Origin of the sequence: Streptococcus tangpeifui (assembly GCF_011038795.1) — a bacterium.
Taxonomy (GTDB): domain Bacteria; phylum Bacillota; class Bacilli; order Lactobacillales; family Streptococcaceae; genus Streptococcus; species Streptococcus tangpeifui.
Map to the genome: position 1 here is coordinate 1 of NZ_JAAKDU010000003.1, position 20,738 is coordinate 20,738.

At 43.3% G+C, this 20,738-nt stretch carries 20 protein-coding genes and 1 pseudogene; 18 read left to right on the plus strand and 3 right to left on the minus strand.

Translation table 11 applies throughout. The annotated features are described in order from the left end of the window. The coding region (locus G7Y32_RS03255; RefSeq protein WP_206221350.1) for a KxYKxGKxW signal peptide domain-containing protein at positions 1-1,135 on the minus strand (1,135 nt) is incomplete at its 3' end. 336 nt (positions 1,136-1,471) lie between these two features. Then, positions 1,472-1,730: pseudogene (locus tag G7Y32_RS03260) on the minus strand (IS982 family transposase); the annotation flags it as partial. A 564-nt stretch (positions 1,731-2,294) separates the two neighbouring features. Between G7Y32_RS03260 and hisC the strand changes: the two are divergent. The 12 genes from hisC to hisE all read left to right on the plus strand — a co-directional run bounded on the left by hisC (position 2,295) and on the right by hisE (position 12,040). Next, positions 2,295-3,341, plus strand: a complete 1,047-nt coding sequence (gene hisC / locus G7Y32_RS03265; protein ID WP_165210572.1) for a histidinol-phosphate transaminase — start codon at positions 2,295-2,297, stop codon at positions 3,339-3,341. Next, complete coding sequence (locus G7Y32_RS03270; RefSeq protein WP_165210575.1) at positions 3,338-4,312, plus strand: ATP phosphoribosyltransferase regulatory subunit; 975 nt, start codon at positions 3,338-3,340, stop codon at positions 4,310-4,312. Before hisC ends, G7Y32_RS03270 begins: the two co-directional genes overlap by 4 nt. Next, positions 4,309-4,956 carry an ATP phosphoribosyltransferase gene (gene hisG, locus G7Y32_RS03275; RefSeq protein ID WP_165210578.1) on the plus strand — a complete coding sequence of 216 codons (648 nt, stop codon included), beginning with the start codon at positions 4,309-4,311 and terminating at the stop codon, positions 4,954-4,956. Before G7Y32_RS03270 ends, hisG begins: the two co-directional genes overlap by 4 nt. Continuing rightward, a complete protein-coding gene (hisD, locus tag G7Y32_RS03280; protein WP_165210581.1) occupies positions 4,953-6,236 on the plus strand; it encodes a histidinol dehydrogenase in 1,284 nt (427 codons plus the stop codon). The genes hisG and hisD overlap by 4 nt, the downstream gene beginning before the upstream one ends. Continuing rightward, positions 6,223-6,870: a phosphoserine phosphatase SerB gene (serB, locus tag G7Y32_RS03285; protein WP_165210584.1), complete on the plus strand. Its 648-nt coding sequence runs from the start codon at positions 6,223-6,225 to the stop codon at positions 6,868-6,870. The genes hisD and serB overlap by 14 nt, the downstream gene beginning before the upstream one ends. Next, positions 6,870-8,360 carry an ATP-dependent nuclease gene (locus G7Y32_RS03290; RefSeq protein WP_165210587.1) on the plus strand — a complete coding sequence of 497 codons (1,491 nt, stop codon included), beginning with the start codon at positions 6,870-6,872 and terminating at the stop codon, positions 8,358-8,360. Before serB ends, G7Y32_RS03290 begins: the two co-directional genes overlap by 1 nt. Positions 8,361-8,381: 21 nt before the next feature. Further along, positions 8,382-8,966 (plus strand): imidazoleglycerol-phosphate dehydratase HisB, encoded by a 585-nt coding sequence (hisB, locus tag G7Y32_RS03295; protein WP_165211301.1) that lies wholly within the window; start codon positions 8,382-8,384, stop codon positions 8,964-8,966. Between the two features lies 1 nt (position 8,967). Further along, positions 8,968-9,576, plus strand: a complete 609-nt coding sequence (hisH, locus tag G7Y32_RS03300) for an imidazole glycerol phosphate synthase subunit HisH (protein ID WP_165210590.1) — start codon at positions 8,968-8,970, stop codon at positions 9,574-9,576. A 329-nt stretch (positions 9,577-9,905) separates the two neighbouring features. Continuing rightward, on the plus strand, positions 9,906-10,625 hold the full coding sequence (hisA, locus tag G7Y32_RS03305; RefSeq protein WP_165210593.1) for a 1-(5-phosphoribosyl)-5-[(5-phosphoribosylamino)methylideneamino]imidazole-4-carboxamide isomerase: 720 nt from the start codon (positions 9,906-9,908) through the stop codon (positions 10,623-10,625). A 1-nt stretch (position 10,626) separates the two neighbouring features. Next, entirely contained in the window at positions 10,627-11,385 is a 759-nt protein-coding gene (hisF, locus tag G7Y32_RS03310) for an imidazole glycerol phosphate synthase subunit HisF (protein WP_165210596.1), read from the plus strand. Continuing rightward, a complete protein-coding gene (gene hisI / locus G7Y32_RS03315; protein ID WP_165210599.1) occupies positions 11,382-11,711 on the plus strand; it encodes a phosphoribosyl-AMP cyclohydrolase in 330 nt (109 codons plus the stop codon). Before hisF ends, hisI begins: the two co-directional genes overlap by 4 nt. A 14-nt stretch (positions 11,712-11,725) precedes the next feature. Continuing rightward, on the plus strand, positions 11,726-12,040 hold the full coding sequence (gene hisE / locus G7Y32_RS03320) for a phosphoribosyl-ATP diphosphatase (protein WP_165210602.1): 315 nt from the start codon (positions 11,726-11,728) through the stop codon (positions 12,038-12,040). A 200-nt stretch (positions 12,041-12,240) separates the two neighbouring features. On the opposite strand, the gene G7Y32_RS03325 is transcribed toward hisE, so the two are convergent. Further along, positions 12,241-14,403 carry an LTA synthase family protein gene (locus tag G7Y32_RS03325; RefSeq protein ID WP_165210605.1) on the minus strand — a complete coding sequence of 721 codons (2,163 nt, stop codon included), beginning with the start codon at positions 14,401-14,403 and terminating at the stop codon, positions 12,241-12,243. 117 nt (positions 14,404-14,520) lie between these two features. Here G7Y32_RS03325 and G7Y32_RS03330 point away from each other — a divergent pair, with 117 nt between their 5' ends. The 6 genes from G7Y32_RS03330 to G7Y32_RS03355 all read left to right on the plus strand — a co-directional run bounded on the left by G7Y32_RS03330 (position 14,521) and on the right by G7Y32_RS03355 (position 20,727). Then, on the plus strand, positions 14,521-15,681 hold the full coding sequence (locus tag G7Y32_RS03330) for a class I SAM-dependent rRNA methyltransferase (protein ID WP_165210608.1): 1,161 nt from the start codon (positions 14,521-14,523) through the stop codon (positions 15,679-15,681). Positions 15,682-15,688: 7 nt separating this feature from the next. After that, positions 15,689-16,366 (plus strand): type I 3-dehydroquinate dehydratase, encoded by a 678-nt coding sequence (gene aroD / locus G7Y32_RS03335; protein WP_004229706.1) that lies wholly within the window; start codon positions 15,689-15,691, stop codon positions 16,364-16,366. Continuing rightward, positions 16,356-17,222 carry a shikimate dehydrogenase gene (locus G7Y32_RS03340; protein WP_165210611.1) on the plus strand — a complete coding sequence of 289 codons (867 nt, stop codon included), beginning with the start codon at positions 16,356-16,358 and terminating at the stop codon, positions 17,220-17,222. The genes aroD and G7Y32_RS03340 overlap by 11 nt, the downstream gene beginning before the upstream one ends. 38 nt (positions 17,223-17,260) lie before the next feature. Then, complete coding sequence (gene aroB, locus G7Y32_RS03345; protein WP_003048890.1) at positions 17,261-18,328, plus strand: 3-dehydroquinate synthase; 1,068 nt, start codon at positions 17,261-17,263, stop codon at positions 18,326-18,328. Continuing rightward, positions 18,329-19,495 (plus strand): chorismate synthase, encoded by a 1,167-nt coding sequence (aroC, locus tag G7Y32_RS03350; protein ID WP_165210614.1) that lies wholly within the window; start codon positions 18,329-18,331, stop codon positions 19,493-19,495. It abuts the gene before it with no gap. 128 nt (positions 19,496-19,623) lie between these two features. Next, positions 19,624-20,727: a prephenate dehydrogenase gene (locus tag G7Y32_RS03355; RefSeq protein ID WP_165210617.1), complete on the plus strand. Its 1,104-nt coding sequence runs from the start codon at positions 19,624-19,626 to the stop codon at positions 20,725-20,727. Positions 20,728-20,738: the final 11 nt, after the last annotated feature.

Here is a 20,738-nt window from a genome sequence, read left to right on the forward strand (position 1 = left end):
CATCTTTGCCAATTTTAACGAGGAAATTATTATAATAAAGTCTTGAAAAATGGTATTCCTCGCCGTTGATATACTGAACGCCGCTGACCTTTTGGCCAGTTTTATCATCAATAAAGACGTGACCGTAGCCATTGTCAGACCTTTCAAAATGGCCAGTGATGCTAGGGTGTTCTTCATTTTGGTTACCCGATGGATTGCCGTTATCGTCAAAATGATAGAGCAGGCCGTCGATTGTCTTATCAATGTTCTTAGCTTGGACACCATTATCGTCAAAGTAACGTTTGGTACCATCGATGGTTTGCCAAGATTTTAACGGCTGACCGTTATCTTTATCAAGATAGTACCAATTTCCATCGACTTCGGCATAAGCCCCCTTGACCTGAGAACCATCTGGCCTAAAGAAGTAGGTGTTTCCTTGAAAAGTTTTCAGCCCTGTCAGAAGTTGACCAGTTTCATCAGCACAGTACCAAGTTGATCCATGGTCAGGTGTAAAGAATTGATTTTCAACTAGTTGGCCATTATCTTGGAAGTAATAGAGCAGACCATCAATCGTTTGGAAGCCGATTAGGTTTTGACCGTTACCGTCACTGTAAAATTTACCGGTATCCCCTTTGTACCAGCCAGCAGCAGGAGTTGCGATGGCTGTTTGTTCCGTATCCATTCGAGTATTTTGGTTGAATGTGTGGGTTTCACTGACGCTTCCAGAACTGTTTTGATCTTCCCGATGTTTAGTAACATCGGTTTCAGAATTGGCATCTGAAACTTCTGGACTGATGGAGTCTGAAACAGCTACCGTCCCGGTATCATTGGTAAGTTCTTGTTGCTCTCCCTTGGCAGAAGCAGACTGAGTACCTTCTGAATCAGCAATCTCAGTAACTCCTTGCATCTGGGACTTAGCCTCAGGTGTTGTCGCCGTTTCAACGGTTTTACCATCAGTGATGGGACTAGTTTCAGTCGCTTCAGCAGGACCGATGTCGCTTGTCTGACTGCTTGCGATTGAATTACCCGCTGGAGCTATCGCTTGGTCCGCACTGACTCTCACAGCTCCCAGACCAGTCAGCATCACTACCATCGTTGCGATGGCTACCCAGTGTTTTTTGACCTTGTGCATTTTAACACGTCGTTTGATTTCCATAGTTAGCCTCCTTCTAATGGCTGAAGAGAAGAGCTCTAACGGCTTGTCTTATGGCCATCCAAGCTATCAGCAGCTTGGTTTATAAACATTAAAGCTTTCTCAAAATTATTATATCACTAGTTGGAAACGTTTACAATAACAGTTAATAAGTCTTAGGCAGACTGGCCCGCCTTCAAATTTGAGGACTGACAATAAAGAAAATTTTAACAAAAACAGTAGGAACTCATGTTTGAACAGGTGCTGGGAGGCATAGCCTCCTTCGGACGAGACAATCCTATATAGTAGTCTGAACCCGTGGTGCTAGTAAAAAAATCCTAGGTTATAAGCAAAGATAGCCTACTCTACCAAAGCTTCAAACCCTTTAAACGTCTCGCTAATGGCCTTTCGATGTCAAACTCAGAACACAAAACTGAAAACCGTGTTTCAATAGTTCTCCTTTCAGCCTTGAGCCTCCAATGATGATGCTTTTTGTACGCCTCAAAGGCGTCCAAAAACAGTAGCCCTTCTGGATTAAATGCTGTTTAAAAATCTGACGGAGGTAACCTAAGTCCGCTAAAACAACAGAAACAGTTGTGTTCTCAAGCAGTTCTTCAGCTTTGTGAACTAAAAATATAAACTAGCACCACGGGTTAGCCTGAAGTTGTTCTGCAGCATACATTTTCTACCGTCTTCAGTTTATGTACTTTGCACAATTTATTTAGCCTTCCCGATTGTCCTTATTTTTATGGGACCCACCCTCGATCATCAGGTCACTGGTGTTGCTATTTTATCAAGGAGTGAAGAGTGGCGGCAATAAATACGCGATAAATTGTCAGAAAACTATTTTTGCTGTTGAAATTGTCAGAATTTTTTGCTATACTAACCTAAAATACGAAAAACGATGAGAGAACAAGCGCTAAATCAACTGACAGAGAGTGCCGTTGCTGAGAAAGGCATCTGGATTTGGCCACACAGTCTTGAGCGCAGGTGCGAACGCTAACAGTAGTGCCTGACGGGTGGTTCCGTTAAAAGCCAGAAGTCTTTGACTTCACGAGGGAAGGCAGGTGACTGTCTTCCGAATTAAGGTGGAACCACGTTGCGACGTCCTTGCAAAATTTTTTTGCGAGGGCTTTTTATTAATCCAAAATTGAATGAGTCCCATTAACATAAGGAGGTTTTTATGATCAGAGGTCTGAGAGAGATTGAACCCTATGTGGCTGGCAGTCAGCCTCAAGGCAAACGAATCATTAAGCTGAATACCAATGAAAATGCCTACCCACCTAGTCCTAAGGTGGCGGATGCTTTGAAGGCATTTGACAGCGCCGATTTGCGCAAATATTCTACACTCACTCAAGAAGAACTGCGTCAGTCCTTGTCTGCTCATTTAGGAGTGGCAGCTGATCAAGTTATCCTCGGTAACGGTTCCGATGATATCCTTTCCATGGCTTTTTTGGCTTTCTTTAACAATGATGAACCTATTTTATTTCCAGATTTGACTTATGGATTTTATAAGGTCTGGGCTGACTTATACGATATCGCCTATCATGAAGTACCGCTGACCAGTCAGTTTGAGATAGGTCCTGCAGATTATCAGGCGCTAAACGGCGGTCTTGTTATCGCTAATCCTAATGCCCCGACAGGTATTTATAAGCCTCTGGATGAACTGGAAAAGATCATTCAGGCCAATCAGGATGTTGTTGTCATTATTGACGAAGCCTATATTAGTTTTGGTGGGGAAACGGCCCTGCCTTTGTTGGAAAAATATCCCAACCTTTTTATCACGCGCACCTTTTCCAAAGATGCCTCCCTAGCAGGTTTGCGCGTGGGCTATGGTGTTGGCAGCCCCGAATTAATCAAGGTTATCGAGGCTGTTAAAAACTCTCTCAACCCTTATGCCGTTGACAGCATAGCGGAAAAATTAGCTCTAGCAGCTGTCGATGACTGGGATTACTACAGCAATAACTGTCAAAAAATTATGGAGACCCGTGACTGGTTTACCAAAGAACTCGCAGCCATAGGTTTTGAGGTTTTACCGAGCTCGGCCAACTTTGTCTTGGTCAAACCGACTCTAGCAGCTCAGGAACTCTTTCAGTATTTACAGACTAAGAATATCTATGTCCGTTATTTTCCTAAAGTAGAGAGGATTAAGGAATATTTACGCATCTCTATCGGTCGACAGGAAGAAATGGAGAAAGTCATAATGATCATTCAAGAGGTAGTTTCATGAAAAAAACAACATTACCAGTAGGTATGCACGACAAATTATTTAAGCGGGCTGCGACCATGTATCGTTTAGAACGTGATATTAGTGATTTGCTGATAGAACGTCAGTTCAGGCGCATTGAAACGCCGACCTTGGAGCATGCGGAAGTGTTTGGCGATGAGCTGAAAAATACTCACTATCATCTCTTCGATAAGTCGGGGGATTTGCTCAGTCTGCGACCAGATATTACCAGTCAGATTGGACGAGTCATTGCCTCAACTCAAGTAGAGACACCGATTAAATTTTCCTACTCAGGAAAGGTCTTTCACTACAATGAAGAACTGCGCGGTCTACTCAATGAACACACTCAAGCCGGCGTAGAGATTGTCGGTTACCCAGCTGATAAAGCACTTAAAGAAGCTGTCTTGTCGGCTAAAGCAGCTCTAGACGTAGCTGGGGTTAAGGTCTATCAGTTCGAGTTTTCCCATGCAGCCATTTTACAGACTATCTATGATGCATTAGGCTTGGACGAAGTGAGCCAGCATCAGTTGGAAGGAGCGATTATTGATAAAAATATCACAGCTCTCCATACCTTTACTGAGGTCCACCCTAGCGAATTTGATACCTTCATTGAGGCTCTGCCTTTCTTATTTGGAGAAAGTCACAATGTGCTGACGAAAGCTCGTGCTTTGGTTAAACACGAGAGAATATTAAAAGCTCTTGATAATTTAGAAGACCTGCTGGGAGATATCTACCGCTTTTTGCCTCAGACAACAATTGATCTAGCACAGGTTCCTTCGCTGCCTTACTATACCGGTATGATGTTCAAAGTTTTTGGTGAAAATGTCCCAGATGCTTTCGTATCAGGTGGCCGTTATGACAAGCTGTTTGAACGTTTTGGAGCAGCAGAGCTGACAGCTGTTGGCTGGGCGGTCGATTTAGATAGTATTTATCAGGCCGTTCATAATAGCTTAGAAGGAGGAGGTCTGCGATGACAGAACAGATTACGATAGCGCTCACGAAAGGACGGATCGAAAAAGATACGGTTAACCTCCTGAAACAGGCCGGTTTTGATATGGCATTCATGGCTGACAAGGGGCGCAGTCTTATTTTTGAAAGTCCTGATAAACGTTTTCGCTTCTTGTTAGTCAAGGCACCGGATGTTACCACTTACGTTCACCATGGTGTCGCTGATATTGGCGTAGTGGGCAAAGATGTACTTATGGAGCATCCGACAGGTTATCTGGAAATGCTGGATTTGAATATTGGCCTTTGTAAATTCGCCGTAGCTTCGATTCCGAGTTTTAACCCAACCGATCATAAGCGCAAGCGTATTGCGACGAAGTATCCCACAGTTGCAACGGATTTTTATAATCAAAAAGGAGAGGATGTCGAAATCATCTCTATTCAAGGAAGTGTTGAAATTGCTCCTGTCATTGGTTTAGCTGATGCCATTGTTGATATTGTCGAAACGGGCAATACCCTAAAAGCCAATGGCCTAGAGGTATTTGAAAATATTTGTCGTATCTCAGCCAGGATGATTGTCAACAAGGCTGCCCTTAAAAATAATCCCCAAATACTGCCTTTCATCAAAAAAATTGAAGCAATTGTTGGAGACGAGGAGGTACCTTTTCAATGAAACGTCTAACAGGAACTAATGAAACTATATCTAAGATTCTCTATCAAGAACAGCTGGAGCTGAGCCGGGAGAACCTCGATGTTGAGGAAACTGTCCGCGCTATTATTGAAGATGTGAAAAGTCGCGGTGATGAAGCACTGCGCGAGTATTCTGCAACATTTGATAAGGTTGATCTCACAGACTTTGAAGTCAGTCAGGACTTAATTGACCGCGCTTTTGCAGAAGTTGACAAGGATGTTCTGACAGCTCTTGAAAATGCCAAGTCTAATATTGAATCTTACCACCGCCAGCAGCTGGAGACAGGCTTTGAAGATCAGCCATCAGACGGTGTCCTTCGCGGCCAGCTCATCCGTCCGATTGAGCGCGTAGGCGTCTACGTGCCGGGAGGAACAGCGGCTTACCCGTCCTCAGTCCTCATGAATGTCATTCCTGCTAAGATTGCTGGTGTCAGGGAAATTATTATGATCACGCCGCCGCAAGAACATTTTGTGCCAGCCATTTTGGTTGCGGCTAAGCTCGCTGGTGTGGATAAGATTTACCAAGTGGGCGGTGCCCAAGGTATCGCCGCTCTGGCTTACGGCACCCAAAGTATTCCCAAAGTGGATAAAATCACAGGTCCTGGTAATATCTTTGTAGCAACGGCTAAGAAACAGGTTTACGGTACTGTCGGTATTGACATGATTGCTGGCCCTTCAGAAATTGGTATCATTGCAGACAGTACAGCTAATCCAGCCTATGTAGCAGCAGACTTGCTCTCGCAGGCAGAGCATGATGTTCGCGCGCGGGCGATTTTGGTGACAGATTCTAAAAAGCTTGCAGATGCTGTCGAAGAAGAAATCGACCAGCAATTAAAGCAGCTACCGCGTGAGGCCATTGCCCGTCCTTCCATTGAGAATAACGGCCGCATTATTATTGCAGAAAACACTGCTGATATGTTTGAGCTTATGAATAAAGTGGCACCAGAACACTTAGAAATTGCTATGGAAAATGCTTATGATTACCTAGATCAGGTTGAAAATGCCGGTTCTGTCTTTTTAGGACACTATACGAGCGAGCCGATTGGTGATTATTATGCCGGTGCTAATCACATCCTACCGACCACAGCAACTAGCCGTTTTTCATCGGCGCTGGGGGTGCACGATTTTGTCAAGCGCATTCAGTATACACAATACAGCAAGGCGGCAGTTAACAGTGCAGAAAAGGATATTACGACCCTTGCTTATGCCGAAGGTCTGCAAGCACATGCCAGAGCCATCGAGGTGAGAAATGACCAAAATTAAAGGACTGTTAGTCATGGACGTAGATTCAACCCTCGTTCAGGAAGAAGTGATTGATTTGTTGGGAGAAGAAGCAGGCGTTGGCGAGCAAGTAGCTGCCATTACCGAGCGTGCCATGCGAGGGGAGCTGGACTTTAAGGAAGCTTTGGCTGAGCGCGTGGCCGCCTTGAAAGGATTGTCAGAAAACATCTTTGATAAGGTTTATGCCCGCATTCATTTTAACAAGGGAGCCAAGGAATTAGTGGCTGAGTTGCACGCGCGCGGTTACAAGGTTGGTCTGGTATCTGGCGGCTTTCATGAGACGGTTGACCGTCTGGCTGCTGAGGCAAATGTTGACTATGTCATGGCCAACCACTTGGAAACGGCAAGCGGCATTCTGACAGGCCGAACCTACGGTGATATTGTGACCAAGGAGGTCAAGGTGCAAAAGCTTCGCGATTGGGCTGCGGAAAATGGGCTGACGTTGGCAGACACTGTTGCTATGGGTGACGGAGCCAATGATCTGCCCATGATTCACGAGGCTGGTATCGGCATTGCCTTTTGTGCCAAACCTGTTGTACGCGAGCAAGCCCCCTACCAAATTCAGGAGCCTGACCTGTACAAAGTGATTGAGATATTAGATGAGGTGGAACTTTAATGTATATTTCAAAAATTACTTTAGAAAATTTTAGATGTTTTGAAGGCAAGACAGATATTCTTTTAAACAGTGGAATAAACTTTTTTGTTGGTGATAATAACGCTGGTAAAACTACTATTTTTAAGGCTGTTGAATTCATAAAATCTGGGAAACAAAAAGAGGATTGGATTACTAAGAATCTTTCTGAAGATGCAGAAGTTTCAGTAGAACTTGAACTAAAAGGGGATGATGTTGCTCAATTATTAGGGACAGATAAATTAAAAAAATATCAATCATATCTTGTAGGTGACGATAAATTAATTTTGAAAAGAAGTTCAAAAGAGTCAACATGGACAGATTCAAAGGGTAAGGAAAAAAATATTAGTCTAAAAAATATTACTTTTTATAATCCTGAAACGAAAGTCTTTGAAAATCCTTCAGGGATTGATACTGTTCTTTCGTCTTTGTTTGACACACAATTCGTCTACTCGGATTTGAAAAATGAAGATTATCAAGGTTTTGGAAAGACTAATATTGCTGGACGATTAATCAGTGATGTTACAGAGCAATTTAAAACAAGTCCAGAGTGGCAAAAATTAGAAGAAGCTCATAGTGTTGCTTTTGGAACAGAAGGTTTGGCACACTTATTATCAGAAGTTCAAAGTAGGGTACAAGGGATTCTTAATGAGCAATATGGTGAAGCGAAAGTAGAGTTTAATTTTGGTCTTCCTACTTTAGATAATTTTTTTAAGAATGGTAATATATTGCTTGAAGAGAATGGAATAAAAACAGATGTTTCTGAGAAGGGGACAGGTATGCAACGTGCCCTAGCTCTAAGTCTTATTCAAGTTTACGCAGATATTGATATAGAGGGGGATACTAGGACACCGTTATTTTTCTTTATTGATGAACCAGAGACATTTTTGCATCCTCAAGCACAAGATAAATTATTAAATTCTCTTGAAAAAATTTCTACAAATTCACAAATCTTCATCACTACACACTCACCTTATTTATTAAGAAGTTATAAAAAAGGAAATCATAAATTATATATTTTTTCAAGAAAATATGGTGAAGAAAGAATGCGAGAAGATAACCAAATTGGAATTTTACCCTACAGCCCATCATGGGGAGAAATAAATTATTTTGCATTCAAAGTAGCTAGCCCAGAATTTCATAATGAATTATTTGGTGAACTTCACAACCTAGCAAGAAGTAAAAATAAAACATTTGAAAATGGTTCAAAGACAGTTGGTAAGGGAATTTCTTGTTTTGATACTTGGTTATCAGAAAGATCGGATGTTATTCCAACTGATCTTGAACATGTTAATTTTAAAGGCAAAGTAAACAATAGTTATCAAGATAAAACAATGACATCTTATATAAGAAATTACATAGATCATCCTGGTGACTATCCAGATGGACAGCCAGTTAGAAAAAAACCAACAATAGAAGAAATTAAAGATTCTATTGAATTTATGCTTAAGGTATATGAATCAGAATTAAAATGATTTGGAGGAGCTTCTATGAGATTGAGACAAGCAAGCATTGAACGCAACACCTTTGAAACCAAAATCAAACTGAGTCTGAATTTGGATGTACAGGAGCCTGTTGATATTGATACTGGTATAGGCTTTTTTGACCACATGCTGACACTTTTTGCTCGTCATGGACGGATGTCGTTAGTTGTCAAAGCTGATGGTGACTTGTATGTAGACAGCCACCATACGGTTGAAGATGTAGGGATCGTTCTTGGTCAAGCCCTCAAAGAGGCACTAGGTGACAAGGCTGGTATCAATCGTTATGGGACCAGCTTTGTGCCTATGGACGAAACGCTAGGTATGGCCAGTCTTGATTTGTCAGGGCGCAGCTACTTGGTTTTTGATTGTAGATTTGAGAATCCAAAACTGGGCAATTTTGATACCGAATTGGTCGAAGAATTTTTCCAAGCGTTAGCTTTTAATGTTCAGATGAACCTGCACCTTAAGATTTTACATGGAAAGAATACCCACCACAAGGCAGAAAGTCTTTTTAAGGCGACGGGACGGGCGCTGCGTGAAGCTATTACGCTCAATCCTGAAATTAAGGGCGTCAACTCAACTAAAGGACTCTTGTGATATGAAAATTATCGTTATTGATTACGATGCCGGTAATACAGCTAATGTCTTACGGGCACTGTCTAAAATTGGTGTCGAAGCTGAGTTATCATCTGATTCCGCTAAGATTTTAGCAGCAGACGGCTTGATTTTACCAGGTGTCGGTGCCTATCCGACAGCTATGGAGGAGTTGAACAAACGCAGGTTGGTACCTGCTATCAAGGAAGTTGTTGCCAAAGGTACACCACTATTAGGGATTTGTCTGGGCATGCAATTGCTGACCGAAACAGGGCTGGAGCATCATAAAACGGCTGGCCTAGGCTTCATTTCAGGCGTGACACGTGAAATCCCAGCCAAGGATGGTTTCCCAGTACCCCACATGGGCTGGAATGATTTGCAGGTCAAACAAGCAACTGCACTGACAGTGGATCTGGATCAGCAGAATGTCTATTTTGTGCATAGCTATTTTACAGATGTTCCTAAAGAATACATCGATGCCACTGCTGATTACGACATCGAAGTGCCAGCTATGATTCATAAGGACAATGTCTACGGCGCTCAATTTCATCCGGAAAAATCAGGTGCTGTAGGACTTGGTATTCTCAAACGATTTGTGGATTTGTGTAAGTAGCTCGGCTATTAGGAACGAAGTGAGTAGAAATAGATACCCTCGCTCTAGTGGAATAGGACGCAATCTTTCGAGAGAGTTTGGCTTGAAGCTTAGTCATGAAACCGAAGGTTTGCTGATACCCCCACCACATAAGGAGAGTATTAATAACAGAGTTATTTTGAACTAGATAATAAAAAAGAAAGGAAGGTTCAGGGATAAGAACAAGTAAGTTTTTTGAACTGAACCCGAGCTAAAAGCGTCGTGAAAAAGTTAAACTTCCTTGTGTGCGGGCACACGTCGTCAGTTTCCTATTTTCATCTCGCTTTCTTAACGCTCTTGGTATCTTAATTATGCAAATTTTACCTGCGATTGATATTAAAGATGGACAGGCGGTTCGTCTGTTTAAGGGGGACTTTAACCAGAAAACAGTAGTCAACCCTGATGTATTGGGACAAGCACGGATTTTTGCAGATGCGGGCATTCAGTTTATCCATGTGGTGGATCTGGATGGCGCTCTGGACGGCCGTGCTACTAACCGTGATTTGATTGCAGCGCTTAAAGTTGCGACAGGTCTAGGCGTTGAGGTAGGCGGCGGCATTCGTACGCTTGAACAGATTGCGGACTACCTTGCAGTAGGGATCGACCGCGTTATCATTGGTTCGATGGCTGTTAAAAATCCTGCTTTTGTCAAAGCTGCATTGGACAAGTTTGGATCGGATAAGATTGTGGTCGGCATTGACGCTAAAAATGGCTATGTGGCCACCGAAGGATGGCTGGAAACCAGTACCGTTGACTACATCAGCTTGGCCAAGGAAATGGAAAAAATGGGGGTTAAGCTCTTTGTTTACACGGATGTTGACCGCGACGGTACGCTGACGGGTCCTAATTTTGACCATTACAAACAATTAGTAACCGAACTGACAACCGCTCAGGTCATTGCTTCCGGCGGAATCGCTGAGCTATCGGATTTGACTAAACTACAAGAGTTGGGTGTAGCAGGGACTATTGTTGGTAAGGCCTACTATAATGGCAATATCAACTTGGAGGAGCTCAAAGAATTGGAGAAGTGAGATGCTGAAAAAACGGATTATTCCTTGTCTGGATGTCAAGAATGGGCGTGTTGTCAAAGGAATCAATTTTGTCAATTTAACCGATGTGGGTGACCCTGTTGACTCAGCGCGTGCTTACTATGAGGCCGGCTGTGATGAACTGGTTTTTCTGGACATTACGGCGACCCATGAGGAGCGCGATACAACAGTGGATATGGTGCGTCGCGTTGCCGATCAGGTCTTTATCCCCTTTACAGTCGGCGGCGGCATTCGCTCGGCTGAGGACATGAATAAGATGCTCAAGGCCGGTGCGGATAAGGTTGCTATCAATTCATCTGCTCTGGCTAATCCCCAGCTCATCAAGGAATGTGCTGAAAAATTTGGCTGTCAGTGTGTGGTTGTGGCCATTGATGCCAAGAAGCAGGCAGACGGCAGCTGGCATGTTTATGTGGCTGGCGGCCGCAAAGATACCGGCAGAAATTTGATTGACTGGGTCAAAGAAGCGGTTAGTTTGGGAGCAGGTGAAATTCTCCTCACCTCGATGGATAAAGATGGCACAAAATCTGGTTTTGATTTAGATATGCTCAATGCTGTAGCAGCAGTAGCGGACGTGCCTATTATCGCTTCAGGTGGTGCAGGCAACAGTGATCATATGGTAGAAGTTTTCGAGAAAACACCAGCAACTGGTGCTTTAGCAGCTTCTATCTTTCACTACGGAGAAGTAGCTATTGCTGATACCAAAAAAGCTATGACTAAGGCAGGAATTGAGGTGAGATTATGACAGCTATCAAACTTGATTTTGCTAAGCAGGGCGGACTGATTCCAGTTATTGTGACGGACCATTTCACAGGACAGGTCCTTATGCTGGCTTATATGAATGAGGAAAGCTATCGGCTAACCCTCAAAACCAAGCAGATGCACTATTGGAGTCGCAGCCGCAACGAGCTCTGGCATAAAGGGGCAACTTCTGGTCACTATCAGTATGTCAAATCCATTGCAACCGACTGCGACCAAGATACCCTGCTCATCGCAGTTGAGCAGGTCGGCGCTGCCTGCCACACTGGAGCCTATTCTTGTTTTTTTAATGAGATATATTCTGAAGATTAGAAAGGAACTATGATATGCTAGAAACACTGTACCAAGAAGCACTAGATCGTAAGCAAAACCCTAAAGAAGGCTCTTACACTAATTATCTCTTTGACAAAGGATTGGATAAGATTCTCAAAAAGGTCGGTGAAGAAGCAACAGAAGTTGTTATTGCTGCCAAAAATGCTGACAAAGATGAAATTGCTAACGAGACGGCAGATGTTCTCTACCATTTAGCCGTTATGTTAGTCGAAACCGGTGTCACCCCAGACGATATCGAAACTGTTCTTAAATCCCGCCAAGGCAAACAAAGTAGAATCCATGACCGCAGAGAAGTGACAGATTATTAAAAGAGAGCCATCAATGAGATATTCCAAGAACTTGTTTTAAGTTCTGAAGGTTTTTTGATGAAATATGGTATCTGCTTTTCTGTGTGAGATTAATAGATTATTCGATCAATGGAATGAAAAAATGATTTAATTTATCGATAGGTAAAATACAAAAAGTAGTCGAATTTTTAAACTCGGCTACTTTTGATTTGTGTTTTGATTTATTTAGAACTTGAAGAACTAGAGCTGCCAGAGCTATCAGTTCCATGAATTTCTGCATAAGACTTAGCCTCATAAAGATCTTCTGATGTTTCGTTACCGCGTTGGTGGAAGAGGCTGGTTGACTTGTCCCCCTTCTTCTTATTAATCTTTTTGAGCTGGGTCATTGATTTTGTGTAGGAATAGTCACTGGCATCTGCTGGTTTTAAGCCAGGAATATCAGCAAAGCGTAGCAGATCACCGGTTTGTACCTTATCACTGTAAGATAGCTGGTCGGCAGCAGCATTGCGATATTTTTCGAGCTCAGCCTTGGTCTGCTCGTTTGGCTCAGTGATTTCTTGTCCATTTTGTGTGTAGTAGGTCTTACCGCCATAGCTGGTGTAGGTTGGTGTAAGGTAATAACCTGATGTCCGCAGGGGAACGAAATTATCATTTTTAGGTGATAGCAGGTCTTGTCCCATTTGGACGTAATCCTTAGTATCAATTCCTAGAAGATGGAGCAGAGTCGGCAGAGAATCAATTTCACCGCCGTAGGTATCGCTGACAAAGCCATTGGTATAACCTGGAATGTTAATAATATAAGGAACTTTTTGCATCATAGCATTGTCGTAATCAGACCAGGTTTCAGAATCTTTGCCCAGCAGCGGAGCCAGACTGGTATTGCGATCGTTGGAAATACCATAATGATCCCCATACAGGACAATGATAGACTTATCATAGAGACCGCTGGCCTTGAGATAATCAAAGAAAGACTTGATGGCTGAATCCAAGTAGTTAGCCGTCGAGAAATAACCGTTAACTGTATCATCTCCAGTATCAGCCAACGGGAAACCTAGTTCATTTTTATCACCGTTGAGGCTGGTGTAAGGATAATGGTTTGATACAGTGATGAACTTGGTGTAGAAGGGTTGCTGCAGCTGTTCCAGATATTTGATGGAGTCTTTAAAAAGATACTTATCATTGAGTCCATACTGGAAAGAATTAGAACTATCTTGTTTCTCAAAATAGGTAGAGTCGAAGAAGTAATTGTAGCCCCACTGTTTATAAGTATTGTTACGATTCCAAAAACTTCCGGTATTTCCGTGGAAGACAGCACTGGAGTAGCCACCTTTTTGAGCGAGGATCGAAGGAGTAGCATAGGCAGTATTATCACCGCCGTAGTTAACCATATAGGAACCGTTATTCAGACCATAAAGGGAAGTTTCCATCATGGTTTCAGCATCAGAAGTTTTACCGTTTTTAACTTGGTTAAAGAAATTGGAGAAGGAAATCGAAGATTTGGAGTGGTAGAGGGAATTAAGGAAAGGTGTGACTTCGTATTCTTTATCATCTGCCTTGAGCTTGTAGTCAATCAAAAATTGTTGGAAGCTTTCCAAGTGAATAACGATAACATTGCGTCCCTTGGCAATGCCGAAATATTTGCTATCGGGAGCGGCGTAATTTTTCTTGGCATAATCTTGCACCTCTTTAAGGTCACCAGCTGTTGCTGCACTTCTTTCCTTTTGTGCTTGATAGGTTTGATTGGCGCTGTAAGTCATAAAGGCTGGTAGGCCAATACCGCGCACGACATAATAGTTGGAGAAACCGCGGGTCAGAAGCTGAGGCCGGATGGTTTCAGCAGCGAAAAGATTCGCTGAGAAGAAGAGGACCGACAGAGCAGTGACAGCGAAACTGGCTCGCTTATTGAAAAATCGCTTATCTGATTTAATTTTCTTAAAAGCTAGCAAGAGGGCAAAGAAAACTACATCTACCAAATAGAAAAGATCGGTTACTTCAAAGAGATTGGCAGCAGAATCCCCCAAACCAGCGGCCGCCTTGGAACTGGCCAACAAGGTATTCACAGTAATAAAATCGGTGAACTCTCTAAAATAGACAGAGTTTCCAATAATAAGGATATTTAAAACCAAATAGAGCAGGATTTCCAAACTGTAGAAAACTTTGCTATTCTTGAAATAGAGGGGAAGTCCTAAGATCAGAAGTCCTAAGGGTAGTGGATTAAAAATCGCCACGACAATCTGGGCAGTGTCCTCTAATTCCAAGTTAAAATCAACACTATAGGCCCAGAGTGATTTTATCCAATAAAAAAAGAGAAGGACTAATACAAAGCCGAGTCGTGTATTAATAATATTGCCCAATTTCTTTAAGGGGCTTAAATACTTTTTCATTCCATATCCTCATTAATTTTAATTTCAGAAAAAATCCAGTTTACATTATACCACAATTTAATTTTTAGGCAGGAAACGAGGTAGAAAGTTTCCTGAAATTTTGGTACAATACTTAGTATGAATAAGCTTATTGTGGATGTCTTGGTTGAAAAGAAAATCAATCGTGGAATTCAGCTCCTTCAAGGACGGGATTTTAATGATTTTTCTATGACGGACCAAGTTCTTGGCCTTTATAATACCGAGGGAAAATTTCTGGGGACAGCCTACCTTTCCAAACAAAATAAGGGAATTGGCTGGTTGATCTCGCGAAAGAGCGTCCAATTAGATAAGCCTTTCTTTATCGACCTTTTTGAAAAAGCCAGAGCCAAACGGCAGGTTTATGAAAACGATGATCTGACTACAGCTTACCGCCTCTTCAATCAGGACGGTGATAATTTTGGTGGAGTCAGCATTGATCGCTATGGGGATTATGCCTTGTTCTCTTGGTATAACGCTTATCTTTATAGCTTAAAAGATAGCATTGTGGCGGCCTTTCAAGAAGTTTATCCTGAGCTTGTTGGGGCTTACGAAAAGGTTCGTTTTGAGGGTTTGGATTACCAATCTGCCCATCTTTACGGTCAAGAGGCTCCTGATCGTTTGACTATTTTAGAAAACGGCGTTAGCTACAATGTTTTTCTCAATGATGGTTTAATGACAGGGATTTTTCTGGACCAACGTGAAGTCAGAGCCAGTCTCACCAACGGTTTGGCCTTGGGGAAGACGATTCTCAATACCTTTTCCTACACAGCTGCTTTTTCGGTAGCTGCTGCCATGGGAGGCGCAGTAGAAACAACCTCGGTTGACTTAGCCAAGCGGTCTCGCGAGCTGTCGCAGGCGCATTTCCTAGCCAATGGTCTAGCTATGGATCAGCACAAGTTGGTTGTCATGGATATCTTTGACTATTATCGTTATGCCAAACGTAAGGGCTTGACTTATGATCTCATCGTCATCGATCCCCCCAGTTTTTCTCGCCATAAAAAACAGACTTTTTCGGTGGCAAAGGACTATCACAAGTTGATTTCCCAAGCTTTAGAAATTATCAAACCCGGCGGAATTCTTATCGCTTCTACCAATGCTTCCAACCTGTCGATTGGACAATTCAAAAAGCAGTTGGAAAAAGGTTTTGCAGGTCACAAACACCATTATCTCAATTTAAAGCAGTTGCCCGCTGATTTTGCGGTCAATCAAGCTGATCAAACAAGTAATTATTTAAAAGTATACACAATAAAGGTAGAGTAGTAAAAATATGAAAATAGTAGTTCCCGTAATGCCTCGTTCCCTAGACGAGGTCAATCAGCTTGATGCTGCCAAATACGACCACGCTGATATCATCGAATGGCGGGCCGATTTCTTGCCTAAGGATGATATTATCAAGGTAGCCCCAGCCATTTTTGAAAAATTTCCCGGTCGAGAAATCATCTTTACCTTGCGAACTCAAGCAGAGGGCGGCCAGATTTCTTTGCCTGATGAAGAGTATGTCAGCTTGATTAAGGAAGTATCGTCCCTTTATCATCCTGACTATATCGACTTTGAATATTATTCTCATCAGGACATCTTCTCACAAATGTTGGAATTTCCAAATCTGATTTTGTCCTATCATAATTTCGAAGAAACACCAGATAATCTGATGAGTATTCTGTCTGAGCTGACGACCCTGACCCCTCGAGTGGTCAAGGTTGCTGTCATGCCCCAGACTGAGCAAGATGTCTTGGATTTGATGAATTTCACCAGAGGTTTCAAGGTGCTCAATCCTGAACAGGATTATGTCACCATGGCTATGGGCAAGCTCGGTCAGGTTTCTCGCCTCGCTAGCGATTTGATGGGATCATCTTGGACCTTTGCTAGTGTTGACGAAGCGAGTGCACCAGGCCAAATCGGCTTGGCTGATATGTTTAAAGTAAGGGAGATTCTTGATGCAGATTGATGGATATACGCGGATGGCTGCAGTCGTCGCGCGGCCGATTAAGCATTCTATTTCGCCTTTTATTCATAACTATGCCTTCGATATTACGGGTGTTAATGGTGTTTATGTAGCTTGGGACATTCCAGAAGAAGACTTGCAGGAGTCTGTCCAAAATGTCCGCCGTTATGACATGTTTGGGATTAACATTTCTATGCCCTATAAGCAGGTGGTAATCCCTTTTTTGGATGAATTAGATCAGGCGGCCCAGCTGATTGGCGCTGTCAATACAGTTGTCAACCGTCAGGGACACTTGGTTGGCTACAATACCGATGGCTACGGTTTTTTCAAGGCATTAGAAAAAGATGATGGTTTTACTATCAAAGATAAGACCATGACCATCCTTGGCGGCGGTGGAGCTGCAACCTCTATCATTGTGCAGGCAGCTCTCAATGGCGCAAAGAGAATCAACATCTTTAACCAGACTCAATTTTTGGAAGAAACTAAGGCCAAGGCTGAAAAATATGCAGCAGCAACAGATGTCCAGTTGGATGTCTTCCCAGTTGAAGACCAAACCTTGATTCAGGAAAAAATCTTGGAAAGTGACCTTCTGGTCAATGCTACTAGCGTTGGCATGGACGGTAAATCTATGGTCCTTGCTGACGACACCGATTTGCCAGCCGGTCTAAGAGTGGCTGATACCATCTACCAGCCCTTTGAGACTCCCTTTCTAAAATACGCCAGAAGCAAGGGCCTCAAGGCCAGTAATGGTCTAGGTATGTTGCTCTATCAAGCCGCTAAAGCTTTTGAACTGTGGACTGAACAAGTCATGCCGACAGATGAAATTTGGCGGGAACTAGAAAAGCGCTACGATGTTTAAAAATAGATCCTAATAAGCATAGATTAAAGGGAGGCAGTATGAAGTTACGTGTCGATTTGAGTCACAGTCCCTACGACTTAGTTGTTGAAAAGGGATGCCTGAGTCAGGTAGGAGACTGGGTGGCTGGCCTCTGGGGCAAGCAAAAGATTACCATTATTACTGATAACCATGTCGGTGGCCTCTATGCTGAAAAGGTCAAATTAAGGCTGGAAGCAGCGGGTTTTGAGGCCCATGTTTTTGACTTTCTTGAAGGTGAAGCCAGTAAGACCTTGACTACAGCCAATAAAGCCTATGAATTTCTGATTAAAGCCGGTATGACCCGAAGTGACGGCATTATTGCCTTAGGTGGCGGTGTTGTTGGCGATCTGGCAGGTTTCGTGGCTTCAACCTATATGCGGGGCATTCACTTCCTGCAGATTCCTACCAGCCTGACAGCTCAAGTTGATTCGTCTATCGGAGGTAAAACGGGTGTCAATACTCCTTGGGCTAAAAATATTGTCGGCACCTTTGCCCAGCCCGATGGGGTTTTGATTGATCCTGATACCTTAAAAACTTTAGGCAAGCGTGAATTAATTGAAGGCATGGGTGAGGTCGTTAAATACGGTTTGATTGATGACTTAGAACTCTGGCAGGAATTGCAGACCATGTCTGGTTCAAAAGAGTCTATTCTAGAACACGCTGAATCTATTATTTACCATTCCTGCAATGTCAAACGTAAGATTGTTGTGGAAGATGAATTTGAAGGCGGTGTTCGCATGTACCTAAACTTCGGTCACACGATCGGCCATGCTATTGAGCAAACAGCTGGCTATGGCAAGGTTATGCACGGTGAAGCTGTGGCTATCGGTATGGTACAGATTGCTAAGGTGGCTGAAAAGAAAGGTCTTATGCTTCAGGGAATTTCGCAAGAAATTGCCAATATGTGTACTAAATTTGGCTTGCCAACAGATTTTGAACCTTGGGATGTGGACAAACTCTACCAAGCTCTCAGTCACGATAAAAAGGCTCGCGGTAAGGATATTAAAATCGTACTGGTTCCTGAAATTGGTCAAGCCAGCATCACTCAAATTCCCCTGACAGAAATGAAAGATTATTTGGTGAAGTAGATGAGATATTTAACAGCTGGTGAGTCGCACGGTCCCCGTCTGACTGCCATTATTGAAGGGGTTCCTGCTGGCCTTCCGCTGACAGCTGAGGACATCAACGGTGACTTGAAACGCCGTCAGGGCGGTTATGGCCGCGGTGGCCGCATGAAAATTGAAAGCGACCACATTGTCTTTACTTCTGGTGTCCGTCACGGTAAGACAACTGGTGCCCCCATTACGATGGATGTGGTTAATCGGGACCACCAGAAATGGTTGGATATCATGTCCGCAGAGGATATTGAGGAACGTCTAAAGAGCAAGCGCAAGATCACCCATCCCAGGCCTGGTCATGCTGACCTAGTCGGTGGCATGAAATACCGCTTTGAAGATTTACGCAATTCCTTGGAACGCTCATCTGCCCGTGAAACCACTATGCGGGTAGCTATCGGAGCCGTGGCCAAGCGGATTCTTGCCGAGCTTGATATCGAAATTGCCAACCATGTTGTTGTCTTCGGCGGCAAGGAAATTGATGTGCCAGATGGTCTTTCCGTTGCTCAAATTAAGGACTTAGCCGCTAAGTCAGATGTTTCCATTGTTAACCAAGAGCGGGAGCAGGAAATTAAAGACTACATTGACCAGATTAAAAAAGACGGCGACACTATCGGTGGTGTTGTGGAAACGGTTGTCGGCGGTGTACCGGCAGGTCTGGGCTCTTATGTTCAGTGGGACAGAAAGCTGGACGCTAAGTTGGCACAAGCTGTCGTCTCTATCAATGCTTTTAAAGGGGTTGAATTTGGTCTCGGTTTTAAAGATGGTTATCTGCCTGGCAGTCAGGTCATGGATGAAATTCTCTGGAACCCAGAAGACGGCTACACTCGTAAAACTAATAATCTAGGTGGCTTTGAAGGTGGCATGACCAATGGACAGCCTCTGGTTATCCGCGGGGTTATGAAACCTATTCCGACTCTCTATAAACCGCTCATGTCCGTTGATATTGAAACGCATGAGCCATATAAGGCCACCGTTGAGCGATCCGATCCGACAGCCCTGCCAGCAGCAGGTGTGGTTATGGAAGCCGTTGTTGCTACGGTCCTAGCTAATGAAATTCTTGAAACCTTCACCTCTGACAATCTTGAAGAATTAAAAGAAGCCGTCGATCGCCATCGAGACTATATCAAGAATTTTTGAATAAATAAAAAAGTTTGGAATAAAAGTAAGCTTCTTATTTCCCAAACTTTAGCATCAGAGAGTAAGCTCATTGATTGGTATTGAGCCTACCGATTGGGATTCAGTCCCCTAGAAGCTTAGGAGCGCTTATGAAAACAAAAACGATCTATATTGCAGGTCTAGGACTCATTGGTGGCTCCTTGGCCTTGGGCATCAAGCGAGATCACCCAAACTATGAGGTGCTAGGTTACAATCGCTCTGATAAATCTCGCAATATCGCCTTGGAACGGGGGCTCGTTGATCAGGCGACTGCCAATTTTGCAGAGTTTGCTCCTAGAGCAGATGTCATTATTCTAGCGGTTCCTATCAAACAGACTATTGATTTTATCAAGGCCTTGGCGGATATGCCATTAAAAGATAATGTCCTTATTACTGATGCTGGTTCAACCAAGGCTGAGATTGTGATAGCGGCGGAAAAATATCTGGATCCGTCCAAGGTCCAATTTGTTGGTTCCCATCCTATGGCTGGTTCTCATAAGTCAGGAGCCATTGCTGCGGATGTTAATCTCTTTGAAAATGCCTACTATATTTTTACCCCGACCAATCTAACTAGAGAAACGACTATTCCTGAAATGAAGGATCTCCTGACAGGTCTCCATGCTCGCTTTGTTCAAATTGAAGCCGCTGAGCACGACCAAGTGACGGGGCAGGTTTCCCATTTTCCTCATGTCTTAGCTGCCAGCCTCATGGAACAGGCGGGTGATTACGCTAAGGACCACGAACTAACCAATCATTTTGCGGCTGGTGGTTTTCGAGATATGACACGGATTGCTGAGAGTGAGCCTGGCATGTGGACTTCAATTCTTTTGAGCAATCAGGAAGCTGTCTTGGGTCGAATTGCTGATTTTAAGACTCATTTGGACAATGTGGCCCAACTGATTTCAGCTGGGGATGCTGATGGAATTTGGAATTTCTTTAATCAAGCTCGCCTGACCAGAAAAGCTATGGAAATTCATAAAAAGGGCGGTGTTGACAGTGGCTTTGATCTCTATGTCACTATTCCCGACGAAGAAGACAGTATTCTCAAGGTCCTAGAAGTCCTGCGGGGTATCTCCGTCATGAATATTCGTATTAACGAGGAGAACAGAGAAGATATCAATGGGATTCTCCAAATTACCTTTAAAAATCAGAAAGACCAAGCTAAGGCTATGGCTCTGCTTGGCAAACATGAAGACTATAATGTAACCCTCTAAAAGGAGACAGA

What these genes read in the sequence shown, in the direction of transcription:
- hisA (WP_165210593.1), top strand. Translation starts at nt 9,906, where the DNA reads ATGCAAATTTTACCTGCGATTGATATTAAAGATGGACAGGCGGTTCGT.
- hisI (WP_165210599.1), top strand. Translation starts at nt 11,382, where the DNA reads ATGACAGCTATCAAACTTGATTTTGCTAAGCAGGGCGGACTGATTCCA.
- G7Y32_RS03340 (WP_165210611.1), top strand. Translation starts at nt 16,356, where the DNA reads ATGCAGATTGATGGATATACGCGGATGGCTGCAGTCGTCGCGCGGCCG.
- aroB (WP_003048890.1), top strand. Translation starts at nt 17,261, where the DNA reads ATGAAGTTACGTGTCGATTTGAGTCACAGTCCCTACGACTTAGTTGTT.
- hisF (WP_165210596.1), top strand. Translation starts at nt 10,627, where the DNA reads ATGCTGAAAAAACGGATTATTCCTTGTCTGGATGTCAAGAATGGGCGT.
- hisH (WP_165210590.1), top strand. Translation starts at nt 8,968, where the DNA reads ATGAAAATTATCGTTATTGATTACGATGCCGGTAATACAGCTAATGTC.
- hisG (WP_165210578.1), top strand. Translation starts at nt 4,309, where the DNA reads ATGACAGAACAGATTACGATAGCGCTCACGAAAGGACGGATCGAAAAA.
- G7Y32_RS03355 (WP_165210617.1), top strand. Translation starts at nt 19,624, where the DNA reads ATGAAAACAAAAACGATCTATATTGCAGGTCTAGGACTCATTGGTGGC.
- serB (WP_165210584.1), top strand. Translation starts at nt 6,223, where the DNA reads ATGACCAAAATTAAAGGACTGTTAGTCATGGACGTAGATTCAACCCTC.
- G7Y32_RS03290 (WP_165210587.1), top strand. Translation starts at nt 6,870, where the DNA reads ATGTATATTTCAAAAATTACTTTAGAAAATTTTAGATGTTTTGAAGGC.
- aroC (WP_165210614.1), top strand. Translation starts at nt 18,329, where the DNA reads ATGAGATATTTAACAGCTGGTGAGTCGCACGGTCCCCGTCTGACTGCC.
- aroD (WP_004229706.1), top strand. Translation starts at nt 15,689, where the DNA reads ATGAAAATAGTAGTTCCCGTAATGCCTCGTTCCCTAGACGAGGTCAAT.
- G7Y32_RS03330 (WP_165210608.1), top strand. Translation starts at nt 14,521, where the DNA reads ATGAATAAGCTTATTGTGGATGTCTTGGTTGAAAAGAAAATCAATCGT.
- hisE (WP_165210602.1), top strand. Translation starts at nt 11,726, where the DNA reads ATGCTAGAAACACTGTACCAAGAAGCACTAGATCGTAAGCAAAACCCT.
- G7Y32_RS03325 (WP_165210605.1), bottom strand. Translation starts at nt 14,403, where the DNA reads ATGAAAAAGTATTTAAGCCCCTTAAAGAAATTGGGCAATATTATTAAT.
- hisC (WP_165210572.1), top strand. Translation starts at nt 2,295, where the DNA reads ATGATCAGAGGTCTGAGAGAGATTGAACCCTATGTGGCTGGCAGTCAG.
- G7Y32_RS03270 (WP_165210575.1), top strand. Translation starts at nt 3,338, where the DNA reads ATGAAAAAAACAACATTACCAGTAGGTATGCACGACAAATTATTTAAG.
- hisD (WP_165210581.1), top strand. Translation starts at nt 4,953, where the DNA reads ATGAAACGTCTAACAGGAACTAATGAAACTATATCTAAGATTCTCTAT.